Genomic DNA, 16161 nt, shown 5'->3' on the forward strand with positions numbered 1-16161 from the left:
TAGCTTGGTTTGGTGGAGGGCAGGGGAATTGAACCCCCGACCCCTACGTTGCGAACGTAGTGCTCTCCCAACTGAGCTAGCCCCCCACTCGACCAACTGACAACCGGCGAGACGAACGCCTCACAGATCTGCGCATTATACACAACCATTCTCTGAGACTCTACCGGAAGTTCGTTCCGCGACGGAGTTAGAACGGGCCGATCACCGCATCGCCGACCGGCTTTCCCTCCTCGATCAACACACGACGCCCCTCAACCCGTAATCGCCCTTCGGCGAAGAGCTGAACCGCTCGCGGGTAGATTTTGTGTTCCTGGACAAGAATCCGAGCCGCCAAGGTGTCGGAACTATCCTCGTCGAGAATCGGAACCGCTGCCTGAAGAATGATCGGTCCTTCATCCACGCCTTCCGTCACAAAGTGCACCGTACATCCGGCAAGCTTACAGCCCCACTCAATGGCTTTCTTCTGCACATCCAACCCCGGGAACGAGGGCAACAGGGACGGATGGATGTTCATCATGCGATTGGCGAAGGCCTCCACCAAAACTCTGGTCACGATCTTCATATACCCAGCTAATAGCACCAACTCCACGTCGTGCTGCCTGAGCACATCGAGGAGCGCGAGATCGTAGGCCTCGCGGCTATCAGGCCTGCCTGCATAGAGTTTAGGATCAATGAAGAGACCGGAGAGTCCGTGCCGGCTGGCTCGCTCGAGCGCCGGGGAGTCTTTCTTATTGCTGATGACGGCGACAATCCTGGCCTGAACGGTCCCCGCTTCGATCGCGTCGATCACCGCGTGAAGATTCGATCCGCGCCCGGATGCCAACACGGCGACTCGTAGCGCATCCGTCCGCTTAGTCGACATACTCCACCAATGGTCCATCGCCGGTCGATGACACGATGGTCCCGATCTGACAAGCCGGATCGCCCAACGCCGTGGCCCGCGCAATAACCGCCTGAGCAGACGGCGCCGGCACCACGAGAATCATCCCGACCCCCATGTTGAAGACACGATACATCTCTTCCCGCTCGACCTGCCCAAGCCTGGCAATCGCCTGAAAAATAGGTGGCACGGTCCAGGCACTCCGCTGCACCTGAGCCCGGACACCAGAGGGAAACACGCGCGGGAGATTTTCGGTAATGCCACCGCCGGTGATATGGGCGATGCCCTTGATGGGATATTCCTGAATCAACGAGAGGACCTGTTTGGCATAGATTCTGGTCGGCGTCAGCAAGACATCCCCGAGCGGCCGATCGAGTTCCGGCAAGCGACTGGTCATGTCCAGCTTCGCCTTGTCCAACAAGACCCGGCGGGCCAGGGAATAGCCGTTACTATGCAAACCGGTTGAGGCCAGTCCAATCAGCACGTCGCCCGGCGCGATGCTGCGGCCATCGATCATCTTGGGTCGATCCACCACGCCGACGGCGAACCCTGCCAGATCATACTCGCCCTCAGCATAGAAGGAGGGCATCTCGGCGGTTTCTCCGCCGATCAAGGCGCAGCCAGCCTGGCGACAGCCCTCAGCGATCCCCTTGAGCACGGACTCAGCCTTGGGGACAGCCAGTTTTCCCGTCGCGAAATAATCCAAAAAGAACAGCGGCTCCGCGCCGCTGACCACGATATCGTTCACGCACATGGCCACCAGATCGATCCCGACGGTATCGTGGCGATCCGTGAGGAAGGCAATCTTCAGCTTCGTTCCGACCCCGTCAGTGCCGGAGACCAGGACCGGCTCGGCATAACGATGGGCCTGCAGCCGGAACAATCCCCCGAACCCGCCGATGTCCGTCAGGACTTCAGGACGGAACGTGGATCGCACCAACGGCGAAATACGGTCGACGAACTCGTCGCCCGCATCAATATCGACTCCGGCATCTCGGTAGGTTGTCATAAGAGGGCGCATCTTAACGGACGACACTTGCAGAGGTCAACGCACTGACCCCCGATCTCACAAGAAGACATCGAGACCAATTTCGCCTATACTGTCCTGCCCGCTTGATCATAGGGTCATGCACACTCGACTTCCCCCTCAGCTTAACGAAGGAACAGGCCTATGCCCTATCGTCTTGCACTCATTGGATGGCTCCTCATCACCCTTCCAGCCTGTGCTGAGCTCGACCAATCGTTGAAAGTGCTAGGGCTCCCGTCTGGAGGAGGCCTCCTGGACGAGAGCAGAATCGCCGCGGGCCTCAAGGAAGCCCTACAGATCGGGACCGGAAACGCGGTAAATGTGACGGGGAAGGTGGATGGCTACTTTCACAACCAAGCGATCAAGATTCTGATGCCGGACCAGCTGCAGGCCTTCGAGAAAGGACTCCGTACGTTTGGGTTCGGTCCGGAGATCGACGATTTCGTCATGAGTATGAACCGGGCTGCAGAACGGGCCGCGCCACAGGCCAAACAGATTTTCCTGGGAACGATTCGAGAGATGTCTTTCGCCGATGCCAACCAGATTCTGAACGGAAGTCAGACTGCAGCCACCGACTACTTTAAAGGCAAGACGACCGAGAAACTGACTGCCGCATTCCGACCGGAAGTGGAAAAAGCGATGAACGACGTCGGCGTGACCAAGCAATACAAAGAACTGGTCGGCCACTTCAAGGCCATTCCGTTCGCCAAAAGCGACCTAGTCGACATCGACCGCTATGTGGTGGGAAAGAGCCTCGACGGCCTCTTCCTCATGCTCGCCGAGGAAGAACGGAAAATCAGGACGAACCCTGCTGCCCGCGTTACCGATCTGCTAAAAGAGGTCTTCGCAAAGGCCGGTCGCTCGTAAGTCTCCGTCACAACTCCCGCACCGCCCCAAGATAGCCTCTGCCGTGTCCCTCTAAATTTCAGGCCGCATCTCCACTTCAAGCAGCTTGATCTTCCGGTGGAGATGGCTCCGCTCGATTTTCAAATCTTCCGCCGTACGGGAAATGTTCCAATGGTGCTCGCGCAGCTTTCGCGCGATATAGTCCTTTTCAAATGCATTGCGCGCATCCCGAAGCGAGTCATACGCCTGCGCAAAGAGCGGATTCACAGCAGGAATGGCCGCATGGTTCCCAGACCCGCCTGGGCGCGCCTGCAACGAGCTGGCCGCCTGCGCCGCCTCGATGACCGGTCCCGGCACCATAATCATCAATCGCTCGATCAGGTTTCGTAACTCCCGAATGTTCCCCGGCCATTCATATTGCTGAAACACCGCCATCGCATCCGGTGCAATTTCTTTGCTCCGCAATCCCTGCTCCTCCGCATGGACTCTCATGAAATGGCGAATAAGCAGCGGGATATCGTCCCGGCGCTCCCGGAGAGGCGGCACAATGATCGGCACGACGTTGAGCCGGTAGAAGAGGTCTTCGCGAAACGTGCCTTTCTCGATTTCTTTGAGCAAGTCCTTATTGGACGCGGCTAAGACCCGCACATCCACCTTGAGGAGCTTCGTTCCTCCGACACGAGTGAATTGCTGCTCCTGTAACGCCCGCAAGACCTTCGCCTGGGTGTTCAAGCTCATGTCGGCGATTTCGTCCAGGAACAGCGTGCCCCCATCCGCCTGCTCGAACTGCCCGCGTTTCATCGAGGTCGCGCCGGTAAAGGAGCCCTTTTCATGCCCGAACAGTTCACTCTCGATCAAGGTCTCCGGAATGGCCGCACAGTTCACCGCCACAAACGGTCGAGTGGACCTGGCGCTCTGCGTATGGATCGCTCTGGCGACCAGTTCCTTCCCCGTCCCGTTCTCCCCTCCGATCAACACGCGGCTATTCGTGGGGCCGGCCGTCTCGATCAATTGTCGCAGTTGTTGCATCGCGAACGACTGTCCCACCAGCTCGAACTTCCGTTGAACCGTCGTCCGGAGCGTCCGATTCTCTTGTTCCAGCCTATATTGGTCTAACGCATGTTTGACGCGAAGAATGACGTTCTCGAGCGACAGGGGCTTTTCAATATAGTCATAGGCCCCCAGCTTGATCGCCTTGACCGCCGTTTCAATCGAGCCATGCCCGGACATCATCATGACTTGTGCCGTCGGCGCCAATTCCCGAATCCGGCGCAAGGCTTCCATGCCGTCCATTTCAGGCATCCAGATATCGAGAATCATGAGGTCTGGCGGGTCCAGCGTGAAGGCGCGCAACGCCTCCACGCCGTTCTTCGCCACCGCGACCTCATACCCTTCATCCCGCAGAATGCTGCTCAAGGATGTGAGAATCGCCTCTTCGTCATCTACCACTAAAATCGATGCAGACATGAATCCCCCGTAAAACGTGATCGGTGATCGGCAAGGCGACGCGCATCCTGCCTCTCAGCACTCGATTCTCAACACTCAGCACTTCTTCAATTACACCGGTAACTCGAACGTGAACACGGCCCCTTTCGGCTGGTTCTGGCCGGCCTGGATCTGTCCGTCGTGATCGGTAATGATGCGCCGCACGATGGCCAATCCCAGCCCTGTCCCCGTCTTCTTCCGCGTAAAGTATGGCACAAAGAGCTTCTCCTGGTCTTCCGGCGCAATACCCACACCTTCATCCGCCACGCTCACCACGGCCCGCCGACGCTTCGTATCGTACTTGGTCGACAGCCATACCCGCCCTTTTTGTTGCATCGCCTGAATGGCGTTGTCGAGCAAATTGACCATGACCCGCTTGAGCTGCTCACGGTCGAAATTGAGCGACGGGAGGTCTTCGTCCAGCGCCACAACCAACTCAACATCCTTATGGGCCCCTCGATAGAGTGTCGTGACTTCATTGATCACATCGTGAAGTGATTGATGCGCCATCTGCGGAGTCGGCAGCCTGGCAAACTTCGAAAACTCGTCGACCATATGTTTGAGACTCGTGACTTCGTTGACGATCACGTTCGTGGTCTCATCGAAGATCGCATCGAAGTCCGGCGACTTCTCGTAATATTTCTTCCGTAACCGCTGCGCGGACAATTGGATGGGCGTCAAGGGGTTTTTAATCTCATGGGCCACCCGCCGCGCCACTTCCTGCCAAGCCGCCACCTTTTGCGCTTTAATCAACTCTGTCAGATCTTCGAACACCAGCACGATACCAAGATCCTTATTCGCCTCATCCTTCATACGCGAACCATGAAGCCCAATCGTCAAAAATCGGCCCTCGACCTCCATCGGTCCCTCGAGCGCCAACGTATCGCGCTGATCGGCCAACATCCGATCGTAGACCGTCTGAAACAGCTCCAGCCCAAACTCTTTAAAGACTTCATTGGCCGGTCGGTCTCGAAGTCGATCTGCCGCAAGCCCGAGGATCCGTTCACCGGACGGATTGAAGTTCGTGATCAGCCCATGCTTATCGATGGACAGTAAGCCCGCCGCAATCGTTTCGACCACTGTTTCGATATAGGCACGACGGCGGTCGAGCTCGAGATTGTTTTGACGCAACGAGATATTGGCCTCTTCGATCTTGGACTTGCTCCCCTGTAGATCTGCCGTCATACGGTTGAACGACTCGATCAAGGTGCCGATTTCATCCGTCGCCTTGGCATCGATCCGGACAGAGAGATCACCTTGCGCAATCGCCTCCGTCGCCTCAGCCAACCGCTGAATCGGCACCGTAATGCTCCGCGCGACATAGAACCCAAACCACGTCGCCCCAAACAAAATGAGCACCGTGATCACGGCGACGAACAGATAGGCCCCGGCTTTGATCGGGTTTTTCATGGCCTTGGTCTGTTTGTATTCGTCGTACTGATGGCCGATCCCTTCCATCTTGGCCAGCAGCGATTCGGGGACGAAGGCCTCCACCACCACCACGCCGCCGATCTCGCCGCTCCGCCCGGTCGCGGCGATGGGTGCCGCAGCCCGTACCAAGCGCCCGGTTTGGGCCTCCTGCACCGCGTTCACTTCCTGTTTGCCGTTAATCACCTGGAGCACCAACTGGCCGATCGGCAAATCGAGCACCGATGAGGGCACGTCAGGGTCCAACGCCTTCGTCAGCGTTTCCATTTTGGCAGAGAAGACTTCAATACCGGCCACGCCGAATTCCGCTCGCTTACGCGCCATGGCCGCCACCAGCAAATCGCGCTGCTCTGCCAGCAGCATATCCTCACGGTAGATTTCATGGCTGATGGCTCTGGCGCTGTTCACCGCCAGGGTAATGTGGCCGGCATGCTGCATCCGCGCCACGTCATATGAATCCCGCATGACCTGTTCGATCTGATCGCTGAACCACACATCGACCGCTTTATTGACCAATCCGCTCGCGACCAACGCCAGGAGCACGGTTGGAATGAGCGAGAATCCAATGAAGGACGCCACCAATTTGGTTCGAAATCCTGACCCGAAGAGCCGATGCCTTCGCTCGAAGTACGCCTTGATGAGATTGCGGGAGAGCAGCAGCAGCAGCACCACAAACCCGATCAGATCGAGATTGAGGAGCAGGAGCACAAACGCGTAGCTCGTTGTAGGCAGAAAGGAATCTGTTTCCTCGCCGCCGGGAACCACGATCTGAGAATAGTACAGGGTCAGCGCCAGGCAGGGGAGCAGGAAAATCAGGACAATCCAGACCGGCCGTAAATGCCCCTTCCGCCGTTCAGGCTCAGGGCTCGGTCCGAATCGCTGAGAAGACTGAGACCCAGCAGGAGAGACCGCGCCCCCTGGTACGGAACCAGTCACCGTCTTTGCCAAAGACAGGGGGCCTGTTTCTTTCTTACTCTCACTCACATCCGGTATTCCCTCTTGTCAGCAGCTCGACGCAGGAACGGGTTGACAGGTACGATCCTTGAATCAGGGTAACTGACAGACACGTCTGGAGTCGACCGGCGGGAGCGGGGCTACTGTTTGGCAGTGAGACTCACGTACTTCATCCGAAGAGCGTAGAGCATATCCCGCAGCACCGCTTGTTCTTCCGTCGTGAGGTTGCCCGTGGTCTTCTGCTCCAAGACCGAGAGCAAATCGATAATGTCTTTGGCTTGCGGTAGATTCGGCGGCATCGGCGGTTGCTGAGGATCCAGCTGTTCCCCCATCAGCATCATCGAGGAACTGCCCAACGAAATGACGAACGATGAAAAGGAGACGGGAATGCCAGACCCCTGGGGCGAATCGGAGGATGGCGCATGCTGGTGAGGCTGCGCCTCAGACGCGGCTGGCGACGTGGAAGCAGGACGGTCGGGGGCGCTCCCTCCCCGCCGATCACGGACGACAAATCCTTCGTCAGATTCTGTAGCCACAGGCTTCTCCCCCGCTCTAGATGCAGCGACGGTACCCTACCATAGGCCCTCCATCGGCGCAAGACGCGCAGCCGATTAACGCCTGGTAACGACTCAGGTAGATAGGCTGAAGGCTTTTAGGGGAGGACTTCTTGCGCAACGAGGATTCATCTTCTGATTGAAGCTACGGTCGTAGGAACCGAGAAGGCGTTGAATGGCGTGAGCATTCCTTGTGAGATCATTGATTGATAGTCTTTACACTTCAGCCTTCAGCCTGAACACCTGATAGTAGTGAGCCTCACCAGAACCAGGTATAATGAGCGCCCACCTCCACGTGACAAGAAGGACGGCAATGTCTGAACGATTTCACAAACTGGTCGACCTCATGGCTGCGTTGCGCGCGCCGAACGGATGTCCCTGGGACCGCAAGCAAACACATGAATCGCTCAAGCCCTATCTGCTTGAAGAAACCTACGAAGTCTTAGAAATTCTGGACCGGCAGGACCGGACGAAGCTGCCGGAAGAGCTTGGCGACGTCTTGCTCCAAGTGCTCTTTCACAGTCAGATCGCCGCAGAAGCCGGCAGCTTTACCATCGAAGATGTGCTGGAGCAATTGGCCGACAAGCTGACGCGGCGGCACCCTCACGTCTTTGGAAACGGGGCGGCAGACACGACCCCGAAGAATGCGGATCAGGTGGTCGCGAAATGGGAAGACATCAAACGCACGGAACGGCAAGCGTCCGGCAGACCGGACTCGGTGCTCGACGGCGTGCCGCAGATGCTGCCGGCCCTCCTGAGAGCCTACCAGGTTCAAGCACGCGCCGCGCGCGTCGGCTTCGACTGGACCCACGATGCCAAGGGCTTCGATCAGGTCCTCGGCAAAATCGAAGAAGAGATCCAGGAACTCCGCGTCGCCATCCGCCCCCTGGCATCGAATCAGACAGAACCCGACGCTAAAGCGACGACCGCACGACAAGAGGAGATCGTCGCGGAGTTCGGCGACGTGCTGTTTTCGCTCGTGAACCTCGCCCGCTTTATCAAAGTGAACCCTGAGGATGCCCTGCGCCAAGCCGTCAACCGATTCGTCGAACGATTCCAATTCATCGAAGCCCACGCGACCGCGTCGAGCCGAACGGTTGGAGACCTTTCGTTCGAAGAGATGGATCGACTGTGGAACGAAGCCAAACGACAGAAGTCTGCGACCCATACTGAGGAACGCCGCCATGAGCGATGAGCAGCATCCCTACGAAGAAGGCAAACGTGCCGGGATCCACCCTCTGATCGTCATCTTCAGCATTTTGTTCGGCATTTGGCTCTTTGTCGCCCTGATCGTGCCGAGCTCAAAAAACAAGCAAGCCGCCGGGACAGAAGGACCGGCCGGACCGATCATCGAAGATCCCGAAGCGGCGCCGGTGCTGTTCAAAGTCCACACCACCGTCCCGGATATGAATGCCATCAGCCTCACCGTCCCTCCGGAAGCGACCGAGAGCCAAGTGGCCGGACTCTTAAAACGGTTTAAACAGGACCGGCTCGCCGGCACCCTGACCGAACTCCTCCCCGCGACAACAGCCGGCCACACCCTCGGGGACCATGCCGTCGCCGACATCTACATTGTCTCCGATGCCCAATATGCAAAGGCCGACGTGATCCGTACCCTGACCAGAGGCGCACATGCCCCTGGCGACCTCTACCCCCAAGCTGTTCCGTTTGAAGTGGCGATGGAACAAATCCGCGGGCACTATCGAATCGATCTCAACAACACCAGTAATCCCGACAGCGCTTCCCTCGGCTTTGCCGATGAGTCAGGCGTGCACTCGAAGCAGTATCGAAAAGTCTTCTAACAGGCTGAGGAAAGGGATCTGTAGGTCCAATAGAAGGATATTCCCGCAGGCTGCTCAAAAAGGCCGTCCAGCAAGGCCGCAGGCGAGTCGAAACCGGAGGCGTACCCTCAGGGGTACGTTGAGGATTTCGATGAACCGAGAACGATGCTGGTGGACTTTTTCAGCAGCCTGCTAGGCCTGACTACAGTCCGACTAGCTTTGTAATCTCTGCCCGCAATGCTTCTTGTTGTGCAACCGCCCAGGCATCAAGACGCGGGAACAAATAGGCCATCGGCCCGGTGAAGGGAGCCACGACGGTATCGCGGCGTTCGGACAACATACCGTCGGCCTCGGCAATGCGGATTTTCTCGTCCGAGATCTGGCGGGACAAGAACTTCGAAATCATCAACTGCTGACCAGGCGTCCCGACGACGTCCCCTAACACCTTCCCCCGAACGAAATCCAACTCCTCAGGAATGGCGACCTTTACGCGAATGGCCTGGGCCGTCGGCCAAGAGGCCCGCTGGATCGAATAGTCGAAGGAGAACACCTGCTCCCGAGGCTCTCGGAAGGGTCCTGTCACATTCGCAATTTGCATCCGGGCATCCATCGTGTGTCCTCGTTTCTTATGACGGTCGTTCTCCGGACAGATAACGCACGACCCGATCGGCCGCAATCGCCCCGTCACGGATACAGTCCGGAATCCCGACGCCTCGATAGCCGGCGCCGGTAAGCACCAGGCCCCCGTAGCGACTGAGGGCCCCCTCGATCTGATTGAGCCGATCGAGATGTCCCAACGTATACTGCGGCATGGCCTTCATCCAGCGATTCACTTCCACATACCCTGGGTTCGCCGTCACACCGCACATACTGGCCAACTCTTCCCTGACCCGCGCCACCAACGCCTGGTCGTCCAGTTGTAAAATAGCCTCTCGTCCGACACCGCCGACGTAACAGCGGACCAGCAGCTGATCTATCGGAGCTCGATGGGGCCACTTGAGCGAGGTCCAGGTCGCCGCAATGAGGTCGCGCCCTTCCGCCCGCGGCACGACAAAGCCGAACCCTTCGGCCGAGCCGGAGACCGCTGCACGCGGATAAGCCATCGCAATCGTTGCCGTGGAGGCATAGGGAATCATCTCCAATAAGCCGCCGGCAATAGGCGTCAGCGGACGCACGAGATCAGCGGACACATAAGCCGGAGTGGCCAGGACAAGACTATCCACGGACAGGGCCGAGCCGTCGTTGAGAATGACATCGTACATCCAACGGCCGAGCTGATGGGACCGCACGCGAAGGGCCTCGACGCCGCAGCCGCCCCTCAGCATCACGCCCTGCTCCGTCAGTCGAGCCACCAAGGCCGTAACCAAATCGGACAACCCATTTTTGAGACTCACGAACATCGTGCGCTTCGGACCGGCAGGCCTGGCCGAGGAGCCGACCTTCCTGGCCGTCATCATGCCCCGAATGACACTCCCATACTGCTGTTCCAATTCGACGAAACGCGGGAACGTCGCCTGCACACTCATCTGCTCCGCATCGCCGGCATAGATACCGGCCATCAAGGGTTCGAGCATCCGCTCGAAGGCCTGTCGGCCCATGCGCCGCCGGAAGAAGCCTGCCAGCGATTCATCATCCGATGAGCGCTTCACCGGCATGGCCAGATCCAGTCCCATCCTCGCGAGCCCGGACCAACTCAGCAGACCGCTTCGGAGAAAGGGCCCCAATTGATTGGGTGAGATCACGACCAATCCCTCAGGAAGTTCGCGCAGGCGACCCTGCGAAAACACACAGGCCCTCTTGCTGGTCTCGTTAGTATTGATGAGTTGATCGGCCAGCCCTAATTTGGCGCAGAGTTCGATGGCTGCCGTTTTCTGAGACAGGAAGGAATCAGGACCTGCTTCCGTGACGAGATCGCCAATCCGATGAGTAACGATCTTGCCTCCCCAATCCGAAGCGGCATCCACCACCGTACAGCGAATCGGAATACCGGCAGCCTCCGCTTTTTCGTGAAGGGCATAGGCCGTCGAAAGACCTGAGATCCCTCCACCGATGACTGCCACTGTACGAGGAGTCGTCACGAGATACTGCAGTGGGATGATTCGTGTGCCTTGAGCACCGAGGCGAGCGTATCGATGAGGGCGGGCGAATCGTTCAGCATGGCGATGCGCTCAAGCTGGAGACCACGACCAGCCGCATACTGCTTCAGTTCAATATCGATATCGTAGAGCGTTTCCACATGGTCGCAGAGAAAGCCGATCGGCGCGACCAATACCTGTCGATGCCCCTCACGCGCCAGCTCATCCACAGCCGACTCCACAGTCGGCCCCAACCATGGTTCGCTCGACCGTCCCTGGCTCTGATAGGCAAACCGCGTCGGCTGGGCTCCCAGCAACGCCTTGACGGAATCGACCGTGCCCTTGACCTCGTCGGGATAGGGATCCTTCATCGCGACGATACGTTCCGGAAGGCTATGGGCCGTAAAGAGCACCGGCACTGTCGCTCGCACATCTGCAGGAAACTTCAGCAACGCCTGCCGGATGTTCTCAACGATCCCTGCAATCAGTCCGGGATGTCGATGCCAACTACCGACATAACTCACCGGGGCATCACCCTGCAGAGCAGCCTGTGCCTCTTCGACTTTCTTTCGATAGGCTCCGGTACTCAGCGAGGACTGTTGCGGCGCCAGACAAAGCCCGATGATCTGTTGCGGCCCATCAACCAACAGGTCGGCATAGGTCTCCTTGATAAAGGGATGCCAATGCCGCAACCCGACGTAGACACGATATCGCTCGCCACCGGCCTCGTTCAATCGCTGTTCGAGCTTCTTGGCCACGTCCTTGGAGATGCCAACAGCCGGGGACTTCCCGCCCGTGGCTCGATACCGCTCTCGAATCTCTTCGATCAGTTCTGGTGGCGTGGAGCGACCGCCCCGTACATCCAGCAGGAATGGCTCTACGTTCTCCAAACTATCCGGCCCACCCATCGCCATCAGAAGCACGGCAATGGGCTTCTTCGATTCCGACATATGTTTACCCAGAGAAAATGGCTTATAGCGTATGGCCAGACGAACGATGAAACCTACTGCATCTAACTCTCACCATCAGCCATACGCCATATGCTCTTGGCATTATCGTTGGCTGAGCTTGTGCACCATATCGATGGCGGCGGCCACATGCTCGATCGGAGTCGTCGGCAAGATTCCATGGCCCAAATTAAAGATATGGCCGGGCCGGCCACCGGCTCTGCGCAGAATATCGGCGACGCGGCGTTCGATTTCTGGCAACGGCGCATAGAGCGCTAAGGGGTCGAGATTCCCCTGCACCGCGACATCGTGCCCCACCATGGCCCAGGCCTCATCGAGATGGATCCGCCAGTCGACCCCGATCACATCCCCGCCCGCTTTCCGCATCTGACGAAGCATCGCCGAGGTGCCCGTGCCGAAATGAATCATCGGCACGCCTTCCCGCTTCAGCCCTTCAAAAATCAATTGGACATGCGGCACCACATATTCTTCGTAGTCGCCGATGGAGAGACAACCCACCCAACTGTCGAACAGCTGAATCACCTGCGCACCGGCCTTGATTTGCCGCCGCAGATAACCGGTAATCACCCGTGCGAACTTGTCCATGAGCTGATGCCAGATCTTGGGTTCGCTATACATCATCTGTTTGGTGAGGAGATAGTTCCGCGAACTCCCGCCCTCGATGGCATAACTCGCGAGCGTGAACGGAGCCCCGGCAAACCCAATTAACGGCACACGCCCGTTCAATGCGCGGCGCGCCTGGCGGATGGCTTCAGCCACATACTCCAGTTCATCCCCGTCGATCACCTTGAGCCGCTCCACGTCCGCCTGGGTTCGCACCGGATTGTGGATGACCGGCCCCTCGCCTTCCGCGAACTCTAAATTGAGGCCCATCGGTTCGAGGGGCAACAGGATGTCGGCAAAAATAATGGCCGCATCGAGCGGAAAACGATCGATCGGCTGCATCGTGACCTGTGCCGCCAACTCCGGCGTCTTGCACAACTCCAGCATTGAATGTTTCGCGCGAAGCGCACGATATTCCGCCATATAACGGCCTGCCTGGCGCATGAACCAGACCGGCGTACAATCAACCGGTTCGCGCCGGCACGCTTTGAGGAAACGATCATTCATCATTTTTGCATTCTAGAGACGAGGAGGCGAGGGTGTCAATTCGCAATAGAACGAGTGCCGTGGCAAGTGGTGCTTGTGACATCGCGTCTGCATAAAGAGTAGACAACCCCTTTGATTCCGTTAGAATACAAGGGAAGATTCATGCTGCCGCTGACGCCCTGTTTCACTTTTCAAACGGTTCTGTGTATAATGGCTCGTTCTTGCACCGCTGGAGTACCGAAGCCGTAGTCTTTGCACTCCAGTATCTGCGGCCTGCCTGACGAGTAATTTTCAACGCGCCGCGATCTCACACAGCCTTACCGGGGAACCTGTCCCACGCACCACGTCCCAGTAAAGCATCGCCCCCTGACTTGGAGGTAAGCGAATGTCCGACCTAACAGCCCTACAGCCCAGCAAAGCCCAGAATCTCAAACTCACCGTACTCCGCTGGTTCGACTCCTGGGCCGGCATTGAAGACATGAAGGTCGAAGGACCGCCAAAGATGGACTGGATTCGTTGCATCCCGCTCATCGCGGTCCATGTCATGTGTCTCGGCATCATCTGGGTGGGATGGAGCTGGACCGCGGTCGCCGTCGCCACAGCCTTTTATTTCGTGCGCATGTTCGCCATCACCGGCTGGTACCACCGGTACTTTTCGCATCGCACCTTCAAGACCTCCCGCGCATGCCAGTTTGCCTTTGCGGTCCTGGGAGGCTCCTGCGCCCAGCGCGGTCCGCTCTGGTGGGCCGGGCACCATCGCCATCACCACATCGCATCGGACACACCGGATGACGTGCATTCCCCTCTTCACGGAGGATTTCTCTGGTCACATATGGGCTGGTTCACGTCACAGACGCACTTTGCCCCTCGCTTGAAGAACATTGCAGACTTTGCGAAGTTCCCCGAACTCCGCTTCCTGGATCGATTCGATATCCTCGTCCCTACCCTCGCCGGGTTCGGAATGTTCGGATTGGGGAAATTGCTCGAAGCCTACGCGCCAAGTCTCGGCACGAATGGCCCCCAGATGTTGATCTGGGGCTTCTTCGTGTCGACGGTTGTGCTCATCCACGGCACTTGCACCATCAACTCTCTTTCTCACGTCTACGGCTCTCAGCGGTACGAAACCGGGGACACCAGCCGCAACAATTTCATTCTTGCGCTGATTACCATGGGGGAAGGCTGGCACAATAACCACCACTACTATCCCGCATCCACCCGTCAAGGCTTCTATTGGTGGGAAGTCGATATGACCTACTACTGCCTGAAGCTGATGGAAGGGCTGGGGCTGGTGTGGGATATTAAGGATGTGCCGATCTACGTCCGTGAAGGCAAGAGCAAGCAGGACGCCATCGCGGTCTAGCTTAAGCTCGTCGTTCGTGAAGCGTCGTTCGTTCCTTGTAGGAGAGCTGACTCTTCGCTTAACACGAAATACGCTTCACGAGGAACGAGCGACGATCTTCAGTCCGCTACACCCACTCCGTCGGTTCCTGTTTTGGCCTCTCGGTCGCCAGCCCGGCTAGTGCTTCACGGATCGTTCGACTGATCGGATCGATTTCACTCAAATCCGATGCCGGCACAATCCAGGCCTCTGCCGGTTCGAGCTCGATCCGATAGTGATTCTTCCTCGCCGAAAACCATTCGATGTAGGGGTGCGGCACGAGATTCGGATGGGGATCGAACGAGATCAGGTTCACTGTTCCGATTTGTGGATTTTCCATGTCCCCGATGATCTGCCCGGCAAGATCCTCGTCTTCAAACCGGGGATTCCGAAACTGAATGACCTGCCCCGCGATATCGGGTTTGAAATTTCCACGCAAATACACATCGACTGGACCGATCACGGCAAACAGGATCCGCCCCACAATCGTCCCCTCGACGCGATTGTCCAGAAACCCTTCCTGCACCCAGCGCCCATTACCGAACTTTTGTGCCATCTGACTCCTCCGATATACTAGACCGGCTGGACCGAGGCAGCGACGGGCAATGGCGCTTGCGGACCGCTGCCAAGCGAGCCCACCACCACCGCTATTAAAATAAGGCCGCTGCCGATCCATCCTTGCAGATCCAACGTTTCCCCCAGAAAATACCAGGAGAGCCAGGCCGCATAGGCCGGCTCCGAGGCAAAGATCAACGCCACCTGTTGTGCCGGCACAATCCGCTGCACCCACATCTGAACGGCAAAGGCCCCGGTCGCAAGACCTCCGGTCACCCCAAGCCCGAACAACAACAACACAGTCGGCGCAAAGGCCTGAGCCGGCGCCTGCTCAATCAGCATAGTGGGAAGCAACAGGACGACCATGGCCAGCATCTGCCAGGCAAACAGGGACGGCGCATCGACTTCGCGGGTAAACCGCTCGAGACAGGCGATATGCGCAGCAAATGCGAAGGCACAGCCAAGCGTCATGAGGTCGCCAAGATTTCCGGATGCGCTGGGCTTCACCAACAGCCAGAGCCCCACCGTCGCGACTCCGGTGGCCAATAATACGCGCCAGTCGAATCGGCGAAGAATCAGGGGAACAATCACGACATACAGCGCCGTAATGAAGGCAGAGTTCGATGAGGTGGTGTAGTGAATCCCGACGGTTTGCAGGACATAGCCCAGAAAGAGCCAGCCGGTGGCGATCGCACCGGCCCGCAACACCGCCGGGTCACGGTGCAGGCGAAGTCTCCACAACAGAAACCCGCCCCCGACCAGCAACGCCCCAAGCAGAAATCGCAGAAACAGAAACGACAACGGTGGAATCTGCTCCAACACCGCCTTGGTTGCGGGAAACGTCGCGCCCCAAATGAACGTTGTCAGAAGGAGTGCGAATCGTGGCATCAGATCGTGTGATGGGTGAACAGTGATGAGTGCTGGGTTTTTCGGATTTGGTCCGCTGCGCCAATCCCTCCTCGCCCATTGCCGCTGTTTTGCGGGATGCTCAAAAAGGCAGCCAGCAAGGCCGCAGCGAGTGAAGGGCCGAGGCGTACCCTCTGGGGCGCACGGTGCGACGAGTAAGGAGCACCACGTCTGTGCGCGCCGCCGAGTGGTGAGGCGGCCGGGTCCCCGTTGAGGGTCTGAACGATGCGAGAAC

General features: G+C 58.1%; 15 protein-coding genes and 1 tRNA gene. 4 read left to right on the forward strand and 12 right to left on the reverse strand.

The window, feature by feature from the left end:
- Nucleotides 1-10: 10 nt before the first annotated feature.
- From Q7U76_00830 to purM, 3 genes are all read right to left on the reverse strand, one after another.
- Nucleotides 11-86, reverse strand: a tRNA-Ala gene (locus tag Q7U76_00830).
- 101 nt (nt 87-187) lie between these two features.
- On the reverse strand, nt 188-862 hold the full coding sequence (gene purN / locus Q7U76_00835) for a phosphoribosylglycinamide formyltransferase (GenBank protein ID MDO8354921.1): 675 nt from the start codon (nt 860-862) through the stop codon (nt 188-190).
- A complete protein-coding gene (gene purM, locus Q7U76_00840; protein MDO8354922.1) occupies nt 852-1889 on the reverse strand; it encodes a phosphoribosylformylglycinamidine cyclo-ligase in 1038 nt (345 codons plus the stop codon). The genes purN and purM overlap by 11 nt, the downstream gene beginning before the upstream one ends.
- 162 nt (nt 1890-2051) lie before the next feature.
- On the opposite strand from purM, the gene Q7U76_00845 reads away from it, so the two are divergent.
- Entirely contained in the window at nt 2052-2774 is a 723-nt protein-coding gene (locus Q7U76_00845) for a DUF4197 domain-containing protein (protein ID MDO8354923.1), read from the forward strand.
- Between the two features lie 51 nt (nt 2775-2825).
- Here the strand turns inward: Q7U76_00845 and Q7U76_00850 are convergent, their stop codons facing one another.
- The 3 genes from Q7U76_00850 to Q7U76_00860 form a co-directional block, all read right to left on the reverse strand.
- Nucleotides 2826-4220, reverse strand: coding sequence for a sigma-54 dependent transcriptional regulator (locus Q7U76_00850; protein MDO8354924.1), 1395 nt, complete (start codon nt 4218-4220; stop codon nt 2826-2828).
- Nucleotides 4221-4310: 90 nt separating this feature from the next.
- Nucleotides 4311-6650 carry an ATP-binding protein gene (locus Q7U76_00855; GenBank protein MDO8354925.1) on the reverse strand — a complete coding sequence of 780 codons (2340 nt, stop codon included), beginning with the start codon at nt 6648-6650 and terminating at the stop codon, nt 4311-4313.
- Nucleotides 6651-6760: 110 nt separating this feature from the next.
- The gene (locus Q7U76_00860) at nt 6761-7156 is read right to left on the reverse strand and encodes a DUF1844 domain-containing protein (GenBank protein MDO8354926.1); all 396 of its coding nucleotides are present in this window, start codon (nt 7154-7156) and stop codon (nt 6761-6763) included.
- 331 nt (nt 7157-7487) lie between these two features.
- Between Q7U76_00860 and mazG the strand changes: the two genes are divergently transcribed.
- Together mazG and Q7U76_00870 are read left to right on the forward strand one after the other, a co-directional pair.
- On the forward strand, nt 7488-8369 hold the full coding sequence (gene mazG / locus Q7U76_00865; GenBank protein MDO8354927.1) for a nucleoside triphosphate pyrophosphohydrolase: 882 nt from the start codon (nt 7488-7490) through the stop codon (nt 8367-8369).
- Nucleotides 8359-8976 carry a hypothetical protein gene (locus tag Q7U76_00870; GenBank protein MDO8354928.1) on the forward strand — a complete coding sequence of 206 codons (618 nt, stop codon included), beginning with the start codon at nt 8359-8361 and terminating at the stop codon, nt 8974-8976. The genes mazG and Q7U76_00870 overlap by 11 nt, the downstream gene beginning before the upstream one ends.
- 181 nt (nt 8977-9157) lie before the next feature.
- Here Q7U76_00870 and Q7U76_00875 read toward each other — a convergent pair whose 3' ends face one another.
- From Q7U76_00875 to hemE, 4 genes are all read right to left on the reverse strand, one after another.
- Nucleotides 9158-9553: a hypothetical protein gene (locus tag Q7U76_00875; protein MDO8354929.1), complete on the reverse strand. Its 396-nt coding sequence runs from the start codon at nt 9551-9553 to the stop codon at nt 9158-9160.
- A gap of 28 nt (nt 9554-9581) precedes the next feature.
- The gene (hemG, locus tag Q7U76_00880; protein ID MDO8354930.1) at nt 9582-11033 is read right to left on the reverse strand and encodes a protoporphyrinogen oxidase; all 1452 of its coding nucleotides are present in this window, start codon (nt 11031-11033) and stop codon (nt 9582-9584) included.
- Nucleotides 11030-11980, reverse strand: coding sequence for a ferrochelatase (hemH, locus tag Q7U76_00885; protein MDO8354931.1), 951 nt, complete (start codon nt 11978-11980; stop codon nt 11030-11032). The genes hemG and hemH overlap by 4 nt, the downstream gene beginning before the upstream one ends.
- A gap of 102 nt (nt 11981-12082) precedes the next feature.
- Nucleotides 12083-13108 (reverse strand): uroporphyrinogen decarboxylase, encoded by a 1026-nt coding sequence (hemE, locus tag Q7U76_00890; GenBank protein MDO8354932.1) that lies wholly within the window; start codon nt 13106-13108, stop codon nt 12083-12085.
- A 364-nt stretch (nt 13109-13472) separates the two neighbouring features.
- On the opposite strand from hemE, the gene Q7U76_00895 reads away from it, so the two are divergent.
- On the forward strand, nt 13473-14447 hold the full coding sequence (locus Q7U76_00895) for an acyl-CoA desaturase (protein MDO8354933.1): 975 nt from the start codon (nt 13473-13475) through the stop codon (nt 14445-14447).
- A gap of 106 nt (nt 14448-14553) precedes the next feature.
- On the opposite strand, the gene Q7U76_00900 is transcribed toward Q7U76_00895, so the two are convergent.
- Entirely contained in the window at nt 14554-15021 is a 468-nt protein-coding gene (locus Q7U76_00900; protein MDO8354934.1) for a hypothetical protein, read from the reverse strand.
- Between the two features lie 17 nt (nt 15022-15038).
- Nucleotides 15039-15908 (reverse strand): DMT family transporter, encoded by an 870-nt coding sequence (locus tag Q7U76_00905; protein ID MDO8354935.1) that lies wholly within the window; start codon nt 15906-15908, stop codon nt 15039-15041.
- Nucleotides 15909-16161: the final 253 nt, after the last annotated feature.

This window comes from Nitrospirota bacterium, assembly GCA_030645475.1.
Lineage (GTDB): Bacteria > Nitrospirota > Nitrospiria > Nitrospirales > Nitrospiraceae > Palsa-1315.